Raw genomic sequence first — 13,814 nt, forward strand, 5'->3', positions numbered from 1 at the left:
CTGTGTCGGGATCAGCACGGGCGGGCGATGATCGTGTCCGCAACCGATGGGGAGGTCACAGTGAACACGGAGCGTGTCGAGTTTCGCGCGGAGGACGGCACCAGCCTGGTGGGAATCCTGCGTCGCCCGGCGGGGGCGACCAGGGCGGTGACGTTCACCGGCCCGTTCACCGGGGTGAAGGAACAGGTCGTCGGCACGTACGCCGACGCCCTCGCGCGCGCCGGATTCGCCACGCTGGCCTTCGACCATCGGAACTACGGCGAGTCGGGTGGTGCGATCCGCAGGCACGAGGACGCCGCGGGCAAGCTGACCGACCTGCGCGCGGCCGTCGGACACCTGGGCGCGCTGGGATTTCAACGGATCGGTCTGACGGGCGTGTGCCTGGGCGGCGGGTACGCACTCAAGGCCGCCGCCCAGGATCCCCGGGTGGCCGCGCTGGCCTGCGTGGCGGGCGCGTACCCCGGTGCCCCGGGCAGCTTCGCCCATCGCGGTGGCGCCTACCGAGAAGCGTTGCGGGACATCTGGGATCACGCATGGACCGAGGACGGACAGCCGGTCTATCAGAAGGCGGTGACCGATGACGGAGGGCCCGCGGCGATGATGGGGGCGGAGCCGTTCGAGTACTACGGCACGGAACGCTCCTACAGCCCGCACTGGGAGAACTCCGTCACCGTCGCGTCGGGGTATCAGACGATGACGGTCGACACCCTCGCCGCCGCCGACCTGATCTCCCCCACCCCGCTGCTCGTGGTGCACGGCACCACCGATGAGTTCTGCAGTCCCGAGGGCGCCAAGGCGGTATACGACAGGGCCGGTGAGCCGAAGAAGATCGTCTGGCTGCCGACCACGAACCACATCGACCTCTATGACGTCCCGGAATTCGTGCACCAGGCCGTCGACGAGCTCACCGCCTTCTTCTCCGAACACCTCTGACGCCAGGGGTCAGTGTGCGGCTCAGGCCTTGTCAGGTACCTGCGCTTTCCACAGCGTCGAAGTCGGGGAACGAATGGTGTTCGTGGGCGATGACCCAGCCGCCGTTCTCGCGGCGCAGCCCCATCGTCACCCGCAGGCGGTTCTCGGGGCGTTCGGCGAGTTCCTGCGGCAGTCCGCAGCGCAGCAGTGCGTGCGCGAACGCGACGTCCTCCCCCGCGGTGACGTCGAGGGAGACGATCTCGAAAACCGCTCCCCTGGACTGCCACTCGAAGAACTGCGGCCAGGTCTCCCGGTAGGCGGGGAGGCCGCGGACGCCCTCGCACGGCGGCGGCACGTCGAACATGACGATGTCCTCGCTGTGGGCGGCGAGGACACCGCCGAGGTCCCCGTCGTGCACCGCGACCGCCCAGCGTTCGATCAGGCCTCGGATCTGTTCGGTGTCATCGGTCATGATCAGTCCTTCCCGTTGAACCGCTGTGTGAACCGCGGTGCCTGCTCGCCCAGCAGCCGATCGTGTGGGAGCTTCCGTCCGCAGAGGGTGAGGAGGATGTCCTGTGCGTGTCCGGTGACGGGCGTCCCCGACCCGATGGCGAAGTCCAGGTCGGTTGCCCGCAGCTCGACACCGTGCAGGTCGGTGCCGAAGTACTTCAGGTTCTTGGTCGACAGGTCGCCCAGGACGACGCGCAGACGGTCGGCGGGCACGGTGCGGTCGAGCCCGAGCGCGGTGGTGATGTCGAGGCCGTGGATCACGTCATGCGACAACGCTCCCTCGTAGCCGCCACCCGGCGGCTTCCATGGATGGTCCACGTTTTCGCGGAGCGACGCCACGAGTTGCCCTGAGGTCAGCTCCGCCGCGTCCTTCCGTGCCGCCCGGTCGGCCATCCGGTTGAAGTTGCCGCCCGCCTTGGCGATCCCGAACACCACCCGCAGCATCGAATACCGGTACGCCATGGTCATGTGCGAGACGACCTCGCGGACCCGCCAGCCCGCGCAGAGCGTCGGGGAGTCCCAGGCCGCCTCGGGCAGCCCCGCCAGCAGGTCCGCCAGCTCCGTCCGCTCCGCCGCGATCATCGGGCGGATCTGCTCCTGCGTCAGGTGGCCACCGGTCATCGCACAATCTCCTGCCATCGGGCCCGTCGGGCGTGTGAACAGGTAGACCCGCCTCGACGGCGGAACTCATCGGCGCGCTCTGCGATACTGGCCGCGCACCACCCTCAACTCGGATCGTCCGGCACGTTCCTGCCGGTGAAGGGATCGATCGACACCCATGGCGACAGTCACCTACGACTCCACCAGCTGCGTGTTCCCCGGCACCACCACGCCGGCCGTGGACAAGCTGAACCTGCACATCGAGGACGGCGAGTTCCTCGTCCTGGTCGGCCCGTCCGGCTGTGGCAAGTCCACCTCGCTGCGCATGCTCGCGGGACTGGAGGAGGTCGACTCCGGCCGCATCCTGATCGGCAACAAGGACGTCACTGGCACCGAGCCGAAGGACCGGGACATCGCGATGGTGTTCCAGAACTACGCGCTGTACCCGCACATGTCGGTCGCCGAGAACATGGGCTTCGCGCTGAAGCTGGCGGGCACCCCGAAGGCGGAGATCCGCCAGCGGGTGGAGGAGACCGCGAAGCTCCTCGACCTGTCGCAGTACCTCGACCGCAAGCCGAAGGCGCTGTCCGGTGGCCAGCGTCAGCGCGTCGCGATGGGCCGCGCGATCGTGCGCCAGCCGCAGGTGTTCCTCATGGACGAGCCGCTCTCCAACCTGGACGCGAAGCTGCGCGTGCAGACCCGCACCCAGATCGCGCAGCTGCAGCGCCGCCTCGGCACCACCACCGTCTACGTCACCCACGATCAGGTCGAGGCGATGACGATGGGAGATCGGGTCGCGGTGCTCAAGGACGGACTGCTGCAGCAGTGCGCCTCGCCGCGCGAGCTGTACTCCCGGCCCGCCAACATGTTCGTGGCCGGCTTCATGGGCTCGCCCTCGATGAACCTGTTCACCCTGCCCGTCACCGACGGCGGCGTGCTGTTCGGCGAGACCGTGATCCCGGTACCGCGCGGCGCCCTCGCCCTTGCGCACGAGCCGGAGGTGGTGCTCGGCATCCGCCCCGAGCACCTGGAGCTCTCCGACCGGGGCATCCCGATGGAGGTGGACGTGGTCGAGGAGCTCGGCTCGGACGCCTACATCTACGGCCGCACCACCCTCGCGGGCGCCCCGCGCGAGGTCGTCGCCCGCGCCGACTGGCGCAACCCGCCGCAGAAGGGCCAGCAGGTCCGGCTGCACGTCGACCCCTCCGAGCTGCACTTGTTCTCCGCTGCGGACGGCCGCAGGCTCGACTAGATTCCTGACCGATTCAGGTTCGACGTAATGTCTCGGTTCGGCGGTGTTCCGTGCCACAGTAGGCAACGACACGGGCATCGGCGTCGCGCGTTTCGTGCTGCGCCGGACCGACCGATCCGATCCACCGACTACCGGGGAGATACTCCATGGTTCTGAATACGAAGGCGGTCCGCCGTGCGGCGGTCGCGGCAACCGCCGCATCGCTGCTCGCGATCACCGGTTGTTCGAGCGACAGCGGCTCCGGCTCCGGCGACGCCTCGGCTGAGAACACCGGCGGCCGTGGTCCGATCTCGTTCGCGATGGGCAAGAACGACACGGACAAGCTCACCCCGGTCATCGCGAGCTGGAACGCCGCGCACCCGGACGAGAAGGTCGAGCTCAAGGAACTCCCCGGCGAGGCCGACGACCAGCGCGACAAGCTGGTCCAGTCGCTGCAGGCCGGCAACTCCGACTACGACGTGATGGCGCTCGATGTCACCTGGACCGCCGAGTTCGCCGCCAACGGCTGGCTGCAGCCGCTCGAGGGTGACCTGGCGATCGAGACGTCCGGCCTGCTGCCCGCCACCGTCGCCAGCGCGACCTACCGCGACAAGCTGGTCGCGGCCCCGCAGAACACCAACGCGCAGCTGCTCTACTACCGCACCGATCTGATGCCGACGGCGCCTGCGAACTGGCAGGCGCTCACCGACAGCTGCGCCGCGGCCACCGCCAAGTCCGTTGACTGCCTGGTCACCCAGCTCAAGCAGTACGAGGGCCTGACCGTGAACACCACGCAGGCGATCAACTCGTGGGGCGGCTCGGTCGTCGGCCCCGACGGCCAGACCCCCGAGGTCGAGTCGCCGGAGGCCAAGGCGGGCCTGCAGTCGCTCGTCGACGCCTACGCGAAGGGCCAGATCGCCAAGCGCTCCACCGGCTTCACCGAGGAGGAGACCAACCTCGCGTTCGTCGGTGGCGAGTCCATGTACGCCTACAACTGGCCGTACATGTACACGAACGCCGAGAAGGACAGCTCCAAGGTCAAGGGCGACGTCGCGGTCGCGCCGATCGTCGGCCCCACCGGCCCCGGCGCGTCCACCCTGGGCGGCTACAACAACGGCATCAACGTGAACTCGAAGAGCAAGCAGACCGCTCGCGACTTCGTCGCGTTCGTGCAGAACCCCGAGAACCAGCAGTCCTTCGCGGACGCGTCGTTCCCGCCGGTGCTCGCGTCCGTGTACGACGACGCCGCGCTGATCGCCAAGTACCCGTACCTGCCCGCGCTCAAGGCCGCGCTGGAGAACGCCGTGCCGCGCCCCGTCACGCCGTTCTACAACGCCGTCACCAAGGCGATCCAGGACAACGCGTACGCCGCCATCACCGGCAAGATGAGCGTCGACCAGGCCACCGCGGACATGTCCGCGGCGATCTCGGCCGCGTCCAAGTAGGTCAATAAGGCCAGGACCCGGCTCGGGCCCTGGCAGTTCGAACACGAAGAGAACCAGGTACACCAACGATGGCTGACTCTGCTGGGCCACGGCAGGCAGACGAGGCCCGCGCCGCGGCCGGAGTCCTCACCGACTCCGGCCGCGACGTCAGCGCCTCCGGGCGCGAGGTACCCGACAGCGGGTATCCGGGTCGCGACGACGTAGCACCCCCACCGCGCAAGCGAGATCTGCGGGCGGTGTGGCTGATCGCGCCGACGATGGTGATCCTGGCGATCGTCATCCTGTACCCGGTCCTGCGGGCCATCTGGCTCTCGTTCCAGGCCGACAAGGGCCTCGACCCGGTGACCGGCACGTTCACCAAGGGCGGCTTCGCCGGCTTCGACCACTACCTGATGTGGCTGACCCAGAACTGTGGTTCCGGGATGGGGTCCTGCCCGCCCGGCACCCTGGGCGCCGACTTCTGGCCGTCCGTCGGGATCACCTTCTTCTTCGCGGCCGTCACCGTCACCATCGAGGTCCTGCTGGGCCTGTGGATGGCGACGATCATGGGCCGCACCTTCTTCGGCCGTTCGCTGCTGCGGGCCGCGGTGCTGATCCCGTGGGCCATCCCGACGGCGGTCACCGCCAAGCTGTGGTTCTTCATCTTCGCGGAGAACGGCATCGCCAACAAGATCCTCGGGACCGACATCGCGTGGACGACGGATCCGTGGGCATCCCGGTTCGCGGTGATCGTCGCCGACGTCTGGAAGACCACGCCGTTCATGGCGCTGCTCATCCTGGCCGGTCTGCAGATGATCCCGCAGGACGTCTACGAGGCCGCCAAGGTGGACGGCGCCAGCGCCTGGCAGCGGTTCACCCAGATCACGCTGCCGCTGGTCAAGCCCGCGCTGATGGTGGCGGTCCTGTTCCGTACCCTCGACGTGCTGCGCATGTACGACCTGCCCGCGATCCTCAACGGCGACAGCGGCGCCACCCCGACCACCACGATGTCGATCCTGGTGGTCGCGGACATCCGCAACGGCAACTTCAACAGCGCGTCCGCGCTGTCGACGCTGGTGTTCCTGATGATCTTCGCGGTGGCCTTCATCATGGTGAAGTTCCTCGGCGCCAATGCGGTGCGCACGCAGGACGAACAGCGCAAGGGAGACAAGTAGTGATGGCGGGACGGCACCGCAGCGACGAGCTGGCGAAGTCGCCCTTCGGTCGCGGCGACGCGCTTGCGAAGTCGCCCATCGGGCGGGGCCCCGAACAGGCCGCGCCGATCGCGCGTCGCCGGCGGTCCCCCTGGCCGAGCGTGCGCACCTACATGGGCGCGGCCATCATCCTGATCTGGGGGCTGGCCCCGTTCTACTGGATGGTCATCACCGCCTTCCGGGATGTCGATCACACCTTCGACACCACCCCGTGGCCGACCTACGTCACGCTCGACAACTTCCGGGACGCGCTGGCCACCGACAAGGGCAACGACTTCCTCGGCGCCATCGTCAACAGCCTCATCATCGGCGCCGCAACCACCGCGGTCGCGATGATGCTCGGCATCTTCACCGCGTACGCGCTGGCGCGGATCGAGTTCCGCGGCAAGTACGTCGTGACCGGCATCATCCTGGCGGCCTCGATGTTCCCCGGCGTCGCCCTGGTGACGCCGCTGTTCCAGCTGTTCGGTGACATCGGCTGGATCGGCCACTACCAGGCGCTGATCGTCCCGAACATCTCGTTCGTGCTGCCGCTGACCATCTACACGCTGACCTCCTTCCTCGGCGACCTGCCGTGGGAGCTCGAGGAGGCGGCCCGGGTCGACGGCGCCTCGCGGGGGCAGGCCTTCCGGAAGGTGATCCTGCCGCTGGCCGCGCCGGCCTTGTTCACCACCGCGATCCTCGCCTTCATCGCGACGTGGAACGAGTACATGCTGGCGAACATGCTCTCCACCCGCGCGACCGAGCCGGTGACGGTGGCGATCGCCCGGTTCGAGGGCCCGGACTCCTTCTCGCAGCCGTACACCGCGGTGATGGCGGCAGGCACGTTGGTGACTGTCCCGCTCGTGATCATGGTGCTGATCTTCCAGCGCCGGATCGTGTCGGGTCTGACCGCGGGCGGCGTCAAGTCGTGAGCCGCGCCTCGTGAAGAACAGGGCGCGGCGCCGACAGCAGGTCGAGATGCTGATCGGGATCCTCGGGTTCTTCACGGTCATGGCGTTCATCGCGGCGGCGGCCGGGATCGTGCGCGGTGAGGCCGGGGTCACCGAATCGCTGGTGCTCGCCGGCTGTGCGGTGTTGCTCGGGTTGGCCGTCGCGGTGTGGCGACGGGTGCGCTGACCCTCATCCGTCGCGGGTGAATCTGGTGACCCGTCCAGTTCGGGGCGGCGTAGTTGTGGCGCGTCGATGGCCACGCCTGTTTACGAATGTCAGGATGCAGGGAAGACTCGGTCTCCCAGACAGGAATCCTGCATGTGAGCTCGCCCACCAGCAATGCCCCGACGACCCCGCCTCCGCCCGAAGGACCGGGTGGTGGCGACCCGCCGGGTGGTGAGCCCACTCCCCCGAAGCGGAGCAGGCGCCGCCTGTTCCTTGGGATCGCGGCCGGGCTCGTCACGCTGTTGCTGGTCGTGCCCGCCGCGGTGTTCGCGGTCGGCTACTGGCAGGCCGAGGTGCCGCATCCCTCGGACATGCGCACCAACCAGGTGGCGACGATCTTCGCCACCGACGGTTCGACGATCACGAAGGTCGTGCCGCCGGAGGGCAACCGCACCGATGTGGAGCTCGCGCAGATCCCCGAGCACGTCCGGCAGGCGGTCCTGTCCGCCGAGGATCGGGACTTCTACACCAACCCCGGGTTCTCCGTGTCCGGCTTCGCCAGGGCGGCGCGCGACAACATCCTCGGCAAGGCAAGCGCGGGCGGCGGTTCGACGATCACCCAGCAGTACGTCAAGAACACCCTCGTCGGCGCGGACCGGAATGTCGTCCGCAAGATGCGTGAGCTGGTCATCTCCTCGAAGATGGCCCGCCAGTGGTCCAAGGACGACATCCTCGCCGCCTACCTGAACACCATCTACTTCGGTCGCGGCGCGTACGGCATCGCGGCCGCGTCGAAGGCCTACTTCAACAAGCCGGTCGAGGAGCTCACGGTCGAGGAGGGCGCCGTGCTCGCCTCTGTCATCCAGAGCCCGTCCAGCCTCGACCCCGAGACCAACCGCGCCAGGCTCGAGTCACGCTGGCGGTACGTGCTCGACGGGATGGTCAGCCAGGGCCAGCTGTCGAAGGAGGAGCGGTCCGCGGCGCTGTTCCCGGCGGTGGTGCCGTCGAGTCAGCTGGTGGATGCGAACGCGGCGCGCGGACCGGAGGGGCTGATCCGGGCGCAGGTGCTCGCCGAGTTGGCCGCGGCCGGGATCAGCGAGCAACAGCTGAACACCGAGGGACTGCAGATCACGACGACCATCGACCCGAAGGCGCAGGACGCGGCGCTGGAGTCTGTGCGCGAGACGATGGAGGGTGAACCCCCGGAGTTGCGCGCGGCGGTGGTGTCCATCGATCCGCGCAGCGGCGCGGTCCGCGCGTACTACGGCGGATTCGACGGGGCCGGTTTCGATTTCGCACAGTCGCCGCTGCAGACCGGATCCGCGTTCAAGGTGTTCGGGTTGGCCGCCCTGCTCAAGGAGGGCAAGGGTCTGCAGACGATGTTCAATAGTGCCCCGCTCACCGTCGGTCAGGTGGAGATCACGAACGTGGGCGGCGACGGCTGCGGGACCTGCACCATTGCGCAGGCGCTCAAGCAGTCGCTGAACACCAGCTTCTATCGGCTCACGCTGTCGATGGAGAACGGCTCGCAGAAGATCGCCGACGTCGCGCACGAGGCCGGCATCCCGAAGCAGATCCCCGGCGTCGAGGGCGAGAGCCTGACCCAGAACGGTGGCCCGCCGGAGAACGGAATCGTGTTGGGGCAGTATCAGTCCCGTCCGATCGACATGGCCTCCGCGTATGCGACGCTGGCCGCGTCCGGGATCTACCATCAGCCCTATTTCGTGCAGCGGGTGGTGACCGCGGACGGCGCGGTGCTGCTGGATCATCCTGCGCCGCAGGGAGAACGGCGGCTCGACGCGGCGGTGGCCGACAATGTCACCCAGGCGATGCTGCCGATCGCGGTCTACTCGAACGGGCACGCCCTGTACGGCGGCAGGCCGTCGGCAGCCAAGACCGGGACCGCGCAGTTCGGCGACACCGGGATGAACAAGGATGCGTGGATGGTCGGCTACACGCCGTCGCTGTCCACCGCGGTCTGGATCGGTACCGAGCAGTCGCAGGCGATCGTGAACCAGTGGGGCGGATCGATTTACGGGTCCGGACTGCCCTCGGACATCTGGAAGGGCACGATGGACGGCGCTCTGGAGGGCAGCGACTGGGAGACCTTCCCGTGGCCGCAGCCCATCGGTGGCCAGTCGGGTGTGCCCGCGTACTCGGGTGGCGGCACCGGCGACGGCTCCCGCATCAACACGGGCGGCTCGGCACAGCAGGCGCCGCTGCCGCAGGCCCCGGCGGCCCCGCCTGTCCCGGAGGGTGCACCCCCGGCCGAGGCCCCGGCCCCGCCGGTGTTCGTGCCGCCCGCCCCGCTTCCGCCGCCGCCCCCGCCGCGGAACGTGGAGATCCTGCCGGGCATCGTCATCCCGCTGCCGGGCTGACTCGGCCTGGCCCAGGGTCAGCCGGTTCCGCCGCCGTCGGGGACCGGAAGATCGGGACAGGTCGCGGCGTAGTCGGCATCAGGTGAGATCCAGGCCTCCCACTCGGCCTCGCTCATATTGCGAGTGAGCTTGTCGCACAGGGCGTCCGGCCACTCGGAGGGGTCGAGTGGCGGCACCGACCAAAGTCGGACGGTATGGTCCGCGCCACCCGAGACGACCGAGCGTCCGTCGGGGCTGAAGTCGACCGACAAGGCCTGGCCTATGTGTCCTCTCATCGGCTCCCCGATCGGTTCCCCGGTATCGGCGTTCCACAATCGGATGCCGTCGGCTCCCGCGGAGGCGAGGCGGCGGCTGTCGGGGCTGAAATCAATATTGGCGGTCCAGCCCTGGGTCGGCATCTCCCCCAGCAGCTCACCGGTCTGGGCGTCCCAGCGGCGCACAGTGGCGTCGAACCCGTAGGAGGCGATGGTGCGGCCGTCGGGGCTGTACTCCACGTATATCGAACCCTGGTGCCCGGTCATGGGTTCGCCGAGGGCCTGACCGCTCTCTGCATCCCACCTGCGGACGGTGCCGACATCGTCGCCGGTGGCGATGGCCCGCCCGTCCGGGCTGAAATCCGCCGATATCGCGGGTGCCTTGGGGTTCACCGCCATCGGTTCTCCGAGGCTCTTCCCGGTTGCCGCATCCCAACGACGCAGCGTTCGATCGAGGCTGCCGGTGACGACCATTCGGCTGTCGGGGCTGAAGCCGACCAGGTTCACCTTGGCTGTGTGCGCGTCCAGTTGCTCGCTGACCTGCTTGCCGGTTCGAGCGTCCCAACGTCGCACAGCGCCATCCTCGCCACCGGTGACGATCCACTTGCCGTCGAGACTGACATCCAGGCTCGCCAGACCGGGGCTGATGATCGGATCGCCGAGGGGGAGCCCGGAAGAATCCCAACGAAGGAGGGTCCCGTCTTTACCGCCGATCACGACCAGCTGCGAATCGCGGCTCCAAGCAACCGCGACAGGGAAACCTAGGCCTGCCATGAATCCTGCTGGCGTTCCCGTGTCCGCATCCCACAGCCGGGCCCCGTCCAGGCTCGCGGTGGAAATCCGGCTGCCGTCCTCATTGAATCGAACGCTGTATACGCCCAAACCCCCGCCGTAGTGGCCGGTCATCCCCACCGCTGTCTTCGCATCCCAGATCCGCATGGTGGTATCTGCACTGGAGGAGAGCAACCGACTGCCGTCGCGGCTGAACCCGACGCTCGTCACCATTCCCCGGTGGCCGACCAGGGGTGTGCTGGCGGGATGACCGGTAGCCACGTCCCAGACGCGGATGGTGCCCGCGAGATCACCGGAGATGATCCGTTGGCCGTCGGGGCTGAATGCCACGCTGGTGACCGGCGCCTCGTGGCCCTCCATCGGCGCGCCGATGGAGGTGTGACTGTGCGCATCCCACAACCGCACGGTGCCGTCGGCGCTTCCGGAGGCAATCTGACCGCTGTTGGGGCTGAAAGCGATGCTGTGGGCTACACCCTGGTGGCCGGCCAAGACGTCGTCTACCAGCGTGTACTCGGGTGTCGACAGGTCCGCCAGCCGAATACTGTTGTCCTCACTGCCCAGAGCGAGCCATCGTCCATCGGGGCTGAAGGCCACACTCATCACTCTTCCGCCGCGCAGTCTTTCGACCGGATCGCTGTCCAGCTTTCCGGTCGCGGTGTCCCACCACCGGAGAGTGCCGTCGAATGTGGCTGAGACGATTCGTCCGCCGTCGGCCTTGAACCCCATCCCCAGCACGGCGCTCGGATCTGCGATGTCCGGCTCATTCAGCGGCTTCTGGGTGGCCGTCTCCCAAAGCCGAACGACTCCATCGCTTCCGCTGGCTGCGATGGTCCCGCCGTCGGGGCTGAACGCAACGTGGCTCACGCCGCCGCGATCGGCCGGCATCGGTGCGCCCTCGGGCTGCCCCGTGTGCGCGTTCCACAGCCGCACCGTTCCGTCGGAGCCGCCGGACACGATCCGATCGCCGTCTCGATCGAACGCGGCGCTCCCGACCAGATCAGGCGTGCCGATGATCTTGACGACATCGCGCCTCGCGACCAATGCGCCGAGCATGGCGTCGTTGTCGGTTTTGGGGGCGATGTGTGGCGCCGCGAGCAACTCACCGAGGGCGCGGAACTCGCCTTCCGGCCGCGCGCCCGCGAGCATCGCCTGGGCTTCCGAGTTCAGCTGCGCGGCCAATGATTCGCGGGCGCTGTCGCGCTCCTGGAAGTAGTAGAAGACGGCGACCATCGCCGCGACCAGCGTCACCGCCAGCACCGCCCGCAGCGCCCGCGCCCGTTTGCGCAGCGCCGCCGTGTGGGCCTGCGCCTGCTCCTTGGCCTCCGTCTCCGCCTCGGCGAGGGCCTCCGCCGCCTGCTGCTTGTCCTTGGCGGCCTGCAGTTCTGCCTCCCGGCGACGCTTCTCCTCCTCGGTCCGGGCGGTCTCCCGCTCCCGCGAGGCCAGCAGGAAACCCCGCGTCGGCTGCAGTCGATCGATGAAATCCGTTTTGGCCGAGAGGACTTCGGCGTCCTCCAGTCGCGTCCCCTGTAGGAGCCAGTCCTCGTCCCGGTCGCGGCGCTCCCATTCGGTGGCTGCACCCTCGAGGCGATCCGCTGCCTTGAGGTCCTCGGCCTCGGACCGCAGCCACCCGGCCAGTTCGTCCCACTGGCGCAGCAGGCTCTCCAAGGCCACCTCGACCACCGTCTCCCCGCCGCGCTCGTCCTTGACCAGCAGGCGCTTGGCCACCAGCACGTCGATCAGTGGTCGGCTCTCGGCCGGGATGTCGGACCAGCGCGCGACGCGGCGCATCGGCTGGTCGCTGTCCGGATTGATCGTCGCCAGCCAGGGGATGAAGGCCCTGCGCAGTAGCTCGAGCTGTCGCTGCCGTTCGCCGGGGTCGGCCGAGAGAGCCGAGTCGATCTCGGTCTGCACCACGCGCGACATCCCGCCCATCGCCGTGTACTCATCCAGGGTCAGGTCGGCGTCGCCGCCGTAGTCCCGGTACAGCCGCGACAGGGTCAGCGACAGTAGTGGCAGCGTGTCTGCGCCCTGCCCGCATTCCTCCAGCAATCGGTCCACCAGCGCAGGCTCAACCCGAAGCCGGTGGCCGGTCTCGCCTGCGCGCCGGACGGGACCGACGACGACCTCCTTGAACTGGGTCGGCGGCATGGGCTTCAGTTCGCCGAACACCGCGCTCTTCAGGCCGGCCAGTTCCGGCGCCGTCTGCCACGCCTCGTAGAGGTCGGCGCGGATCGTCAGCACGACGAACATCGACACCCGATCGCCGTTCGCATCCCGCATCAGGCGCGCGAGCAGCGAAAGAAGTTGGCGGGCTTGCGGTCCCGCATCGACGCCGAACAGTTCCTCAGCCTGGTCAACCGGCAGGATCAGCGCGGGCGCAGGCGCATCGGGGGGCAGGTCCAGTACGCGCGCCCTGGCGGCCTGCTGCGCCTCGAGCAGCCACTCACGGAGTCGGTCGACGCCGTCGGGGCAGGCGGCCTTGATCTCCCCGAGCGTCGGTCGGGTGAGTCCCAGGCGAACGCGCATCGCGTGAATCGACTGGGCCAAGCCGGAATCGCCGGTGAGCGCGTTGCGTTCGGGCCGAACGATGTCGAGCAGCAGGTAGTTCCGGTCGTCGCGGCGCAGCCGTGGCAGGAGTCCGGCCCGCAGGAACGAGGACTTGCCGACCCCGGACGGTCCGAGAATCACGAACAGCGACTCCACCCCGGTGTTGCTTATGCCACGTAGGCGGTCGAGCCCGTCGAGGATCTGCGCGTCCCGCCCGAAATAGACGGCGGCATCGACCTCTTCGAACGGTTCCCAGCCCCGATAGGGCGCCCGGTTCGGGTCACCCGGGGGCGGCCAGGGGAAGTACTCCGCGCCGACTCCGGTCGCGCGCAGCCCGGTGCGCAGCCGTTCCAGTCCGTCGGTGAGGAACACGACCGGCTCCGACCCGTCGCCGAGCGAGATCTCGGTCTGTGGTCCGTCGCCGAACAGATCGCAGCGCTGCCATTCTCGGGTGATCTCGCCGCTCTCCATCGGCTCCAGCCGGACGACGAAGACCGGCTTGTTCAGGTCCTCCGCATGGCGGTACTCGAGCTTGCACTCGTGCGAGCTCTCCCAGGTCGAGGAGAGCAGGACGACGACCGCCTCGCACCGGTCCTTCGCCTTTCGCAGTGCGTCCTTCCACCGGATACCCAGCGGGAGGCCGGTATCGACGTCGACGTCGAGGAAGATCTCGCGCGCCAGGCCCGGCTCTCGCTCCGCCAGCCATCGCTTGAGTGCGATCGCCTGGCGGCGGTCCCGGCTGGAGTATGTGATGAACACCCGCGACATGACACTCCCATCGCAGGGTAGGCGGCGTCCAGGTTCAGAATGAACCGGCTCGCTGCCGCCGGCACGCGTAGTCGACTACCCGATTG

At 68.5% G+C, this 13,814-nt stretch carries 10 protein-coding genes; 7 read left to right on the top strand and 3 right to left on the bottom strand.

Going from position 1 to position 13,814, the window contains the following annotated elements:
• Positions 1-60: 60 nt before the first annotated feature.
• Positions 61-933, top strand: a complete 873-nt coding sequence (locus FCG67_RS04495) for an alpha/beta hydrolase (RefSeq protein ID WP_211243106.1) — start codon at positions 61-63, stop codon at positions 931-933.
• A 31-nt stretch (positions 934-964) separates the two neighbouring features.
• Here the strand turns inward: FCG67_RS04495 and FCG67_RS04500 are convergent, their stop codons facing one another.
• Together FCG67_RS04500 and FCG67_RS04505 are read right to left on the bottom strand one after the other, a co-directional pair.
• Positions 965-1,384 carry a YybH family protein gene (locus FCG67_RS04500; RefSeq protein ID WP_211243107.1) on the bottom strand — a complete coding sequence of 140 codons (420 nt, stop codon included), beginning with the start codon at positions 1,382-1,384 and terminating at the stop codon, positions 965-967.
• Between the two features lie 2 nt (positions 1,385-1,386).
• Positions 1,387-2,043 (bottom strand): maleylpyruvate isomerase family mycothiol-dependent enzyme, encoded by a 657-nt coding sequence (locus FCG67_RS04505; protein WP_136907522.1) that lies wholly within the window; start codon positions 2,041-2,043, stop codon positions 1,387-1,389.
• A 157-nt stretch (positions 2,044-2,200) separates the two neighbouring features.
• Between FCG67_RS04505 and FCG67_RS04510 the strand changes: the two genes are divergently transcribed.
• The 6 genes from FCG67_RS04510 (at position 2,201) to FCG67_RS04535 (ending at position 9,367) form a co-directional block, all read left to right on the top strand.
• The gene (locus FCG67_RS04510; protein WP_136907524.1) at positions 2,201-3,274 is read left to right on the top strand and encodes an ABC transporter ATP-binding protein; all 1,074 of its coding nucleotides are present in this window, start codon (positions 2,201-2,203) and stop codon (positions 3,272-3,274) included.
• Between the two features lie 146 nt (positions 3,275-3,420).
• A complete protein-coding gene (locus tag FCG67_RS04515; RefSeq protein ID WP_136907526.1) occupies positions 3,421-4,698 on the top strand; it encodes an ABC transporter substrate-binding protein in 1,278 nt (425 codons plus the stop codon).
• 68 nt (positions 4,699-4,766) lie between these two features.
• Positions 4,767-5,852 carry a carbohydrate ABC transporter permease gene (locus FCG67_RS04520; protein WP_077040000.1) on the top strand — a complete coding sequence of 362 codons (1,086 nt, stop codon included), beginning with the start codon at positions 4,767-4,769 and terminating at the stop codon, positions 5,850-5,852.
• Positions 5,853-6,004: 152 nt separating this feature from the next.
• Complete coding sequence (locus tag FCG67_RS04525; protein ID WP_097210921.1) at positions 6,005-6,805, top strand: carbohydrate ABC transporter permease; 801 nt, start codon at positions 6,005-6,007, stop codon at positions 6,803-6,805.
• Between the two features lie 10 nt (positions 6,806-6,815).
• Positions 6,816-7,010 carry a hypothetical protein gene (locus tag FCG67_RS04530; protein WP_136907528.1) on the top strand — a complete coding sequence of 65 codons (195 nt, stop codon included), beginning with the start codon at positions 6,816-6,818 and terminating at the stop codon, positions 7,008-7,010.
• A gap of 86 nt (positions 7,011-7,096) precedes the next feature.
• Entirely contained in the window at positions 7,097-9,367 is a 2,271-nt protein-coding gene (locus FCG67_RS04535; protein ID WP_136907530.1) for a transglycosylase domain-containing protein, read from the top strand.
• A gap of 17 nt (positions 9,368-9,384) precedes the next feature.
• On the opposite strand, the gene FCG67_RS04540 is transcribed toward FCG67_RS04535, so the two are convergent.
• Positions 9,385-13,719 carry an nSTAND1 domain-containing NTPase gene (locus FCG67_RS04540; protein WP_425467793.1) on the bottom strand — a complete coding sequence of 1,445 codons (4,335 nt, stop codon included), beginning with the start codon at positions 13,717-13,719 and terminating at the stop codon, positions 9,385-9,387.
• Positions 13,720-13,814 lie beyond the last annotated feature (95 nt).

Origin of the sequence: Rhodococcus oryzae (assembly GCF_005049235.1) — a bacterium.
Classification (GTDB): domain Bacteria; phylum Actinomycetota; class Actinomycetes; order Mycobacteriales; family Mycobacteriaceae; genus Rhodococcus_G; species Rhodococcus_G oryzae.

What these genes read in the sequence shown, in the direction of transcription:
- FCG67_RS04500 (WP_211243107.1), bottom strand. Translation starts at nt 1,384, where the DNA reads ATGACCGATGACACCGAACAGATCCGAGGCCTGATCGAACGCTGGGCG.
- FCG67_RS04505 (WP_136907522.1), bottom strand. Translation starts at nt 2,043, where the DNA reads ATGACCGGTGGCCACCTGACGCAGGAGCAGATCCGCCCGATGATCGCG.
- FCG67_RS04510 (WP_136907524.1), top strand. Translation starts at nt 2,201, where the DNA reads ATGGCGACAGTCACCTACGACTCCACCAGCTGCGTGTTCCCCGGCACC.
- FCG67_RS04515 (WP_136907526.1), top strand. Translation starts at nt 3,421, where the DNA reads ATGGTTCTGAATACGAAGGCGGTCCGCCGTGCGGCGGTCGCGGCAACC.
- FCG67_RS04520 (WP_077040000.1), top strand. Translation starts at nt 4,767, where the DNA reads ATGGCTGACTCTGCTGGGCCACGGCAGGCAGACGAGGCCCGCGCCGCG.
- FCG67_RS04525 (WP_097210921.1), top strand. Translation starts at nt 6,005, where the DNA reads ATGGGCGCGGCCATCATCCTGATCTGGGGGCTGGCCCCGTTCTACTGG.
- FCG67_RS04535 (WP_136907530.1), top strand. Translation starts at nt 7,097, where the DNA reads ATGTCAGGATGCAGGGAAGACTCGGTCTCCCAGACAGGAATCCTGCAT.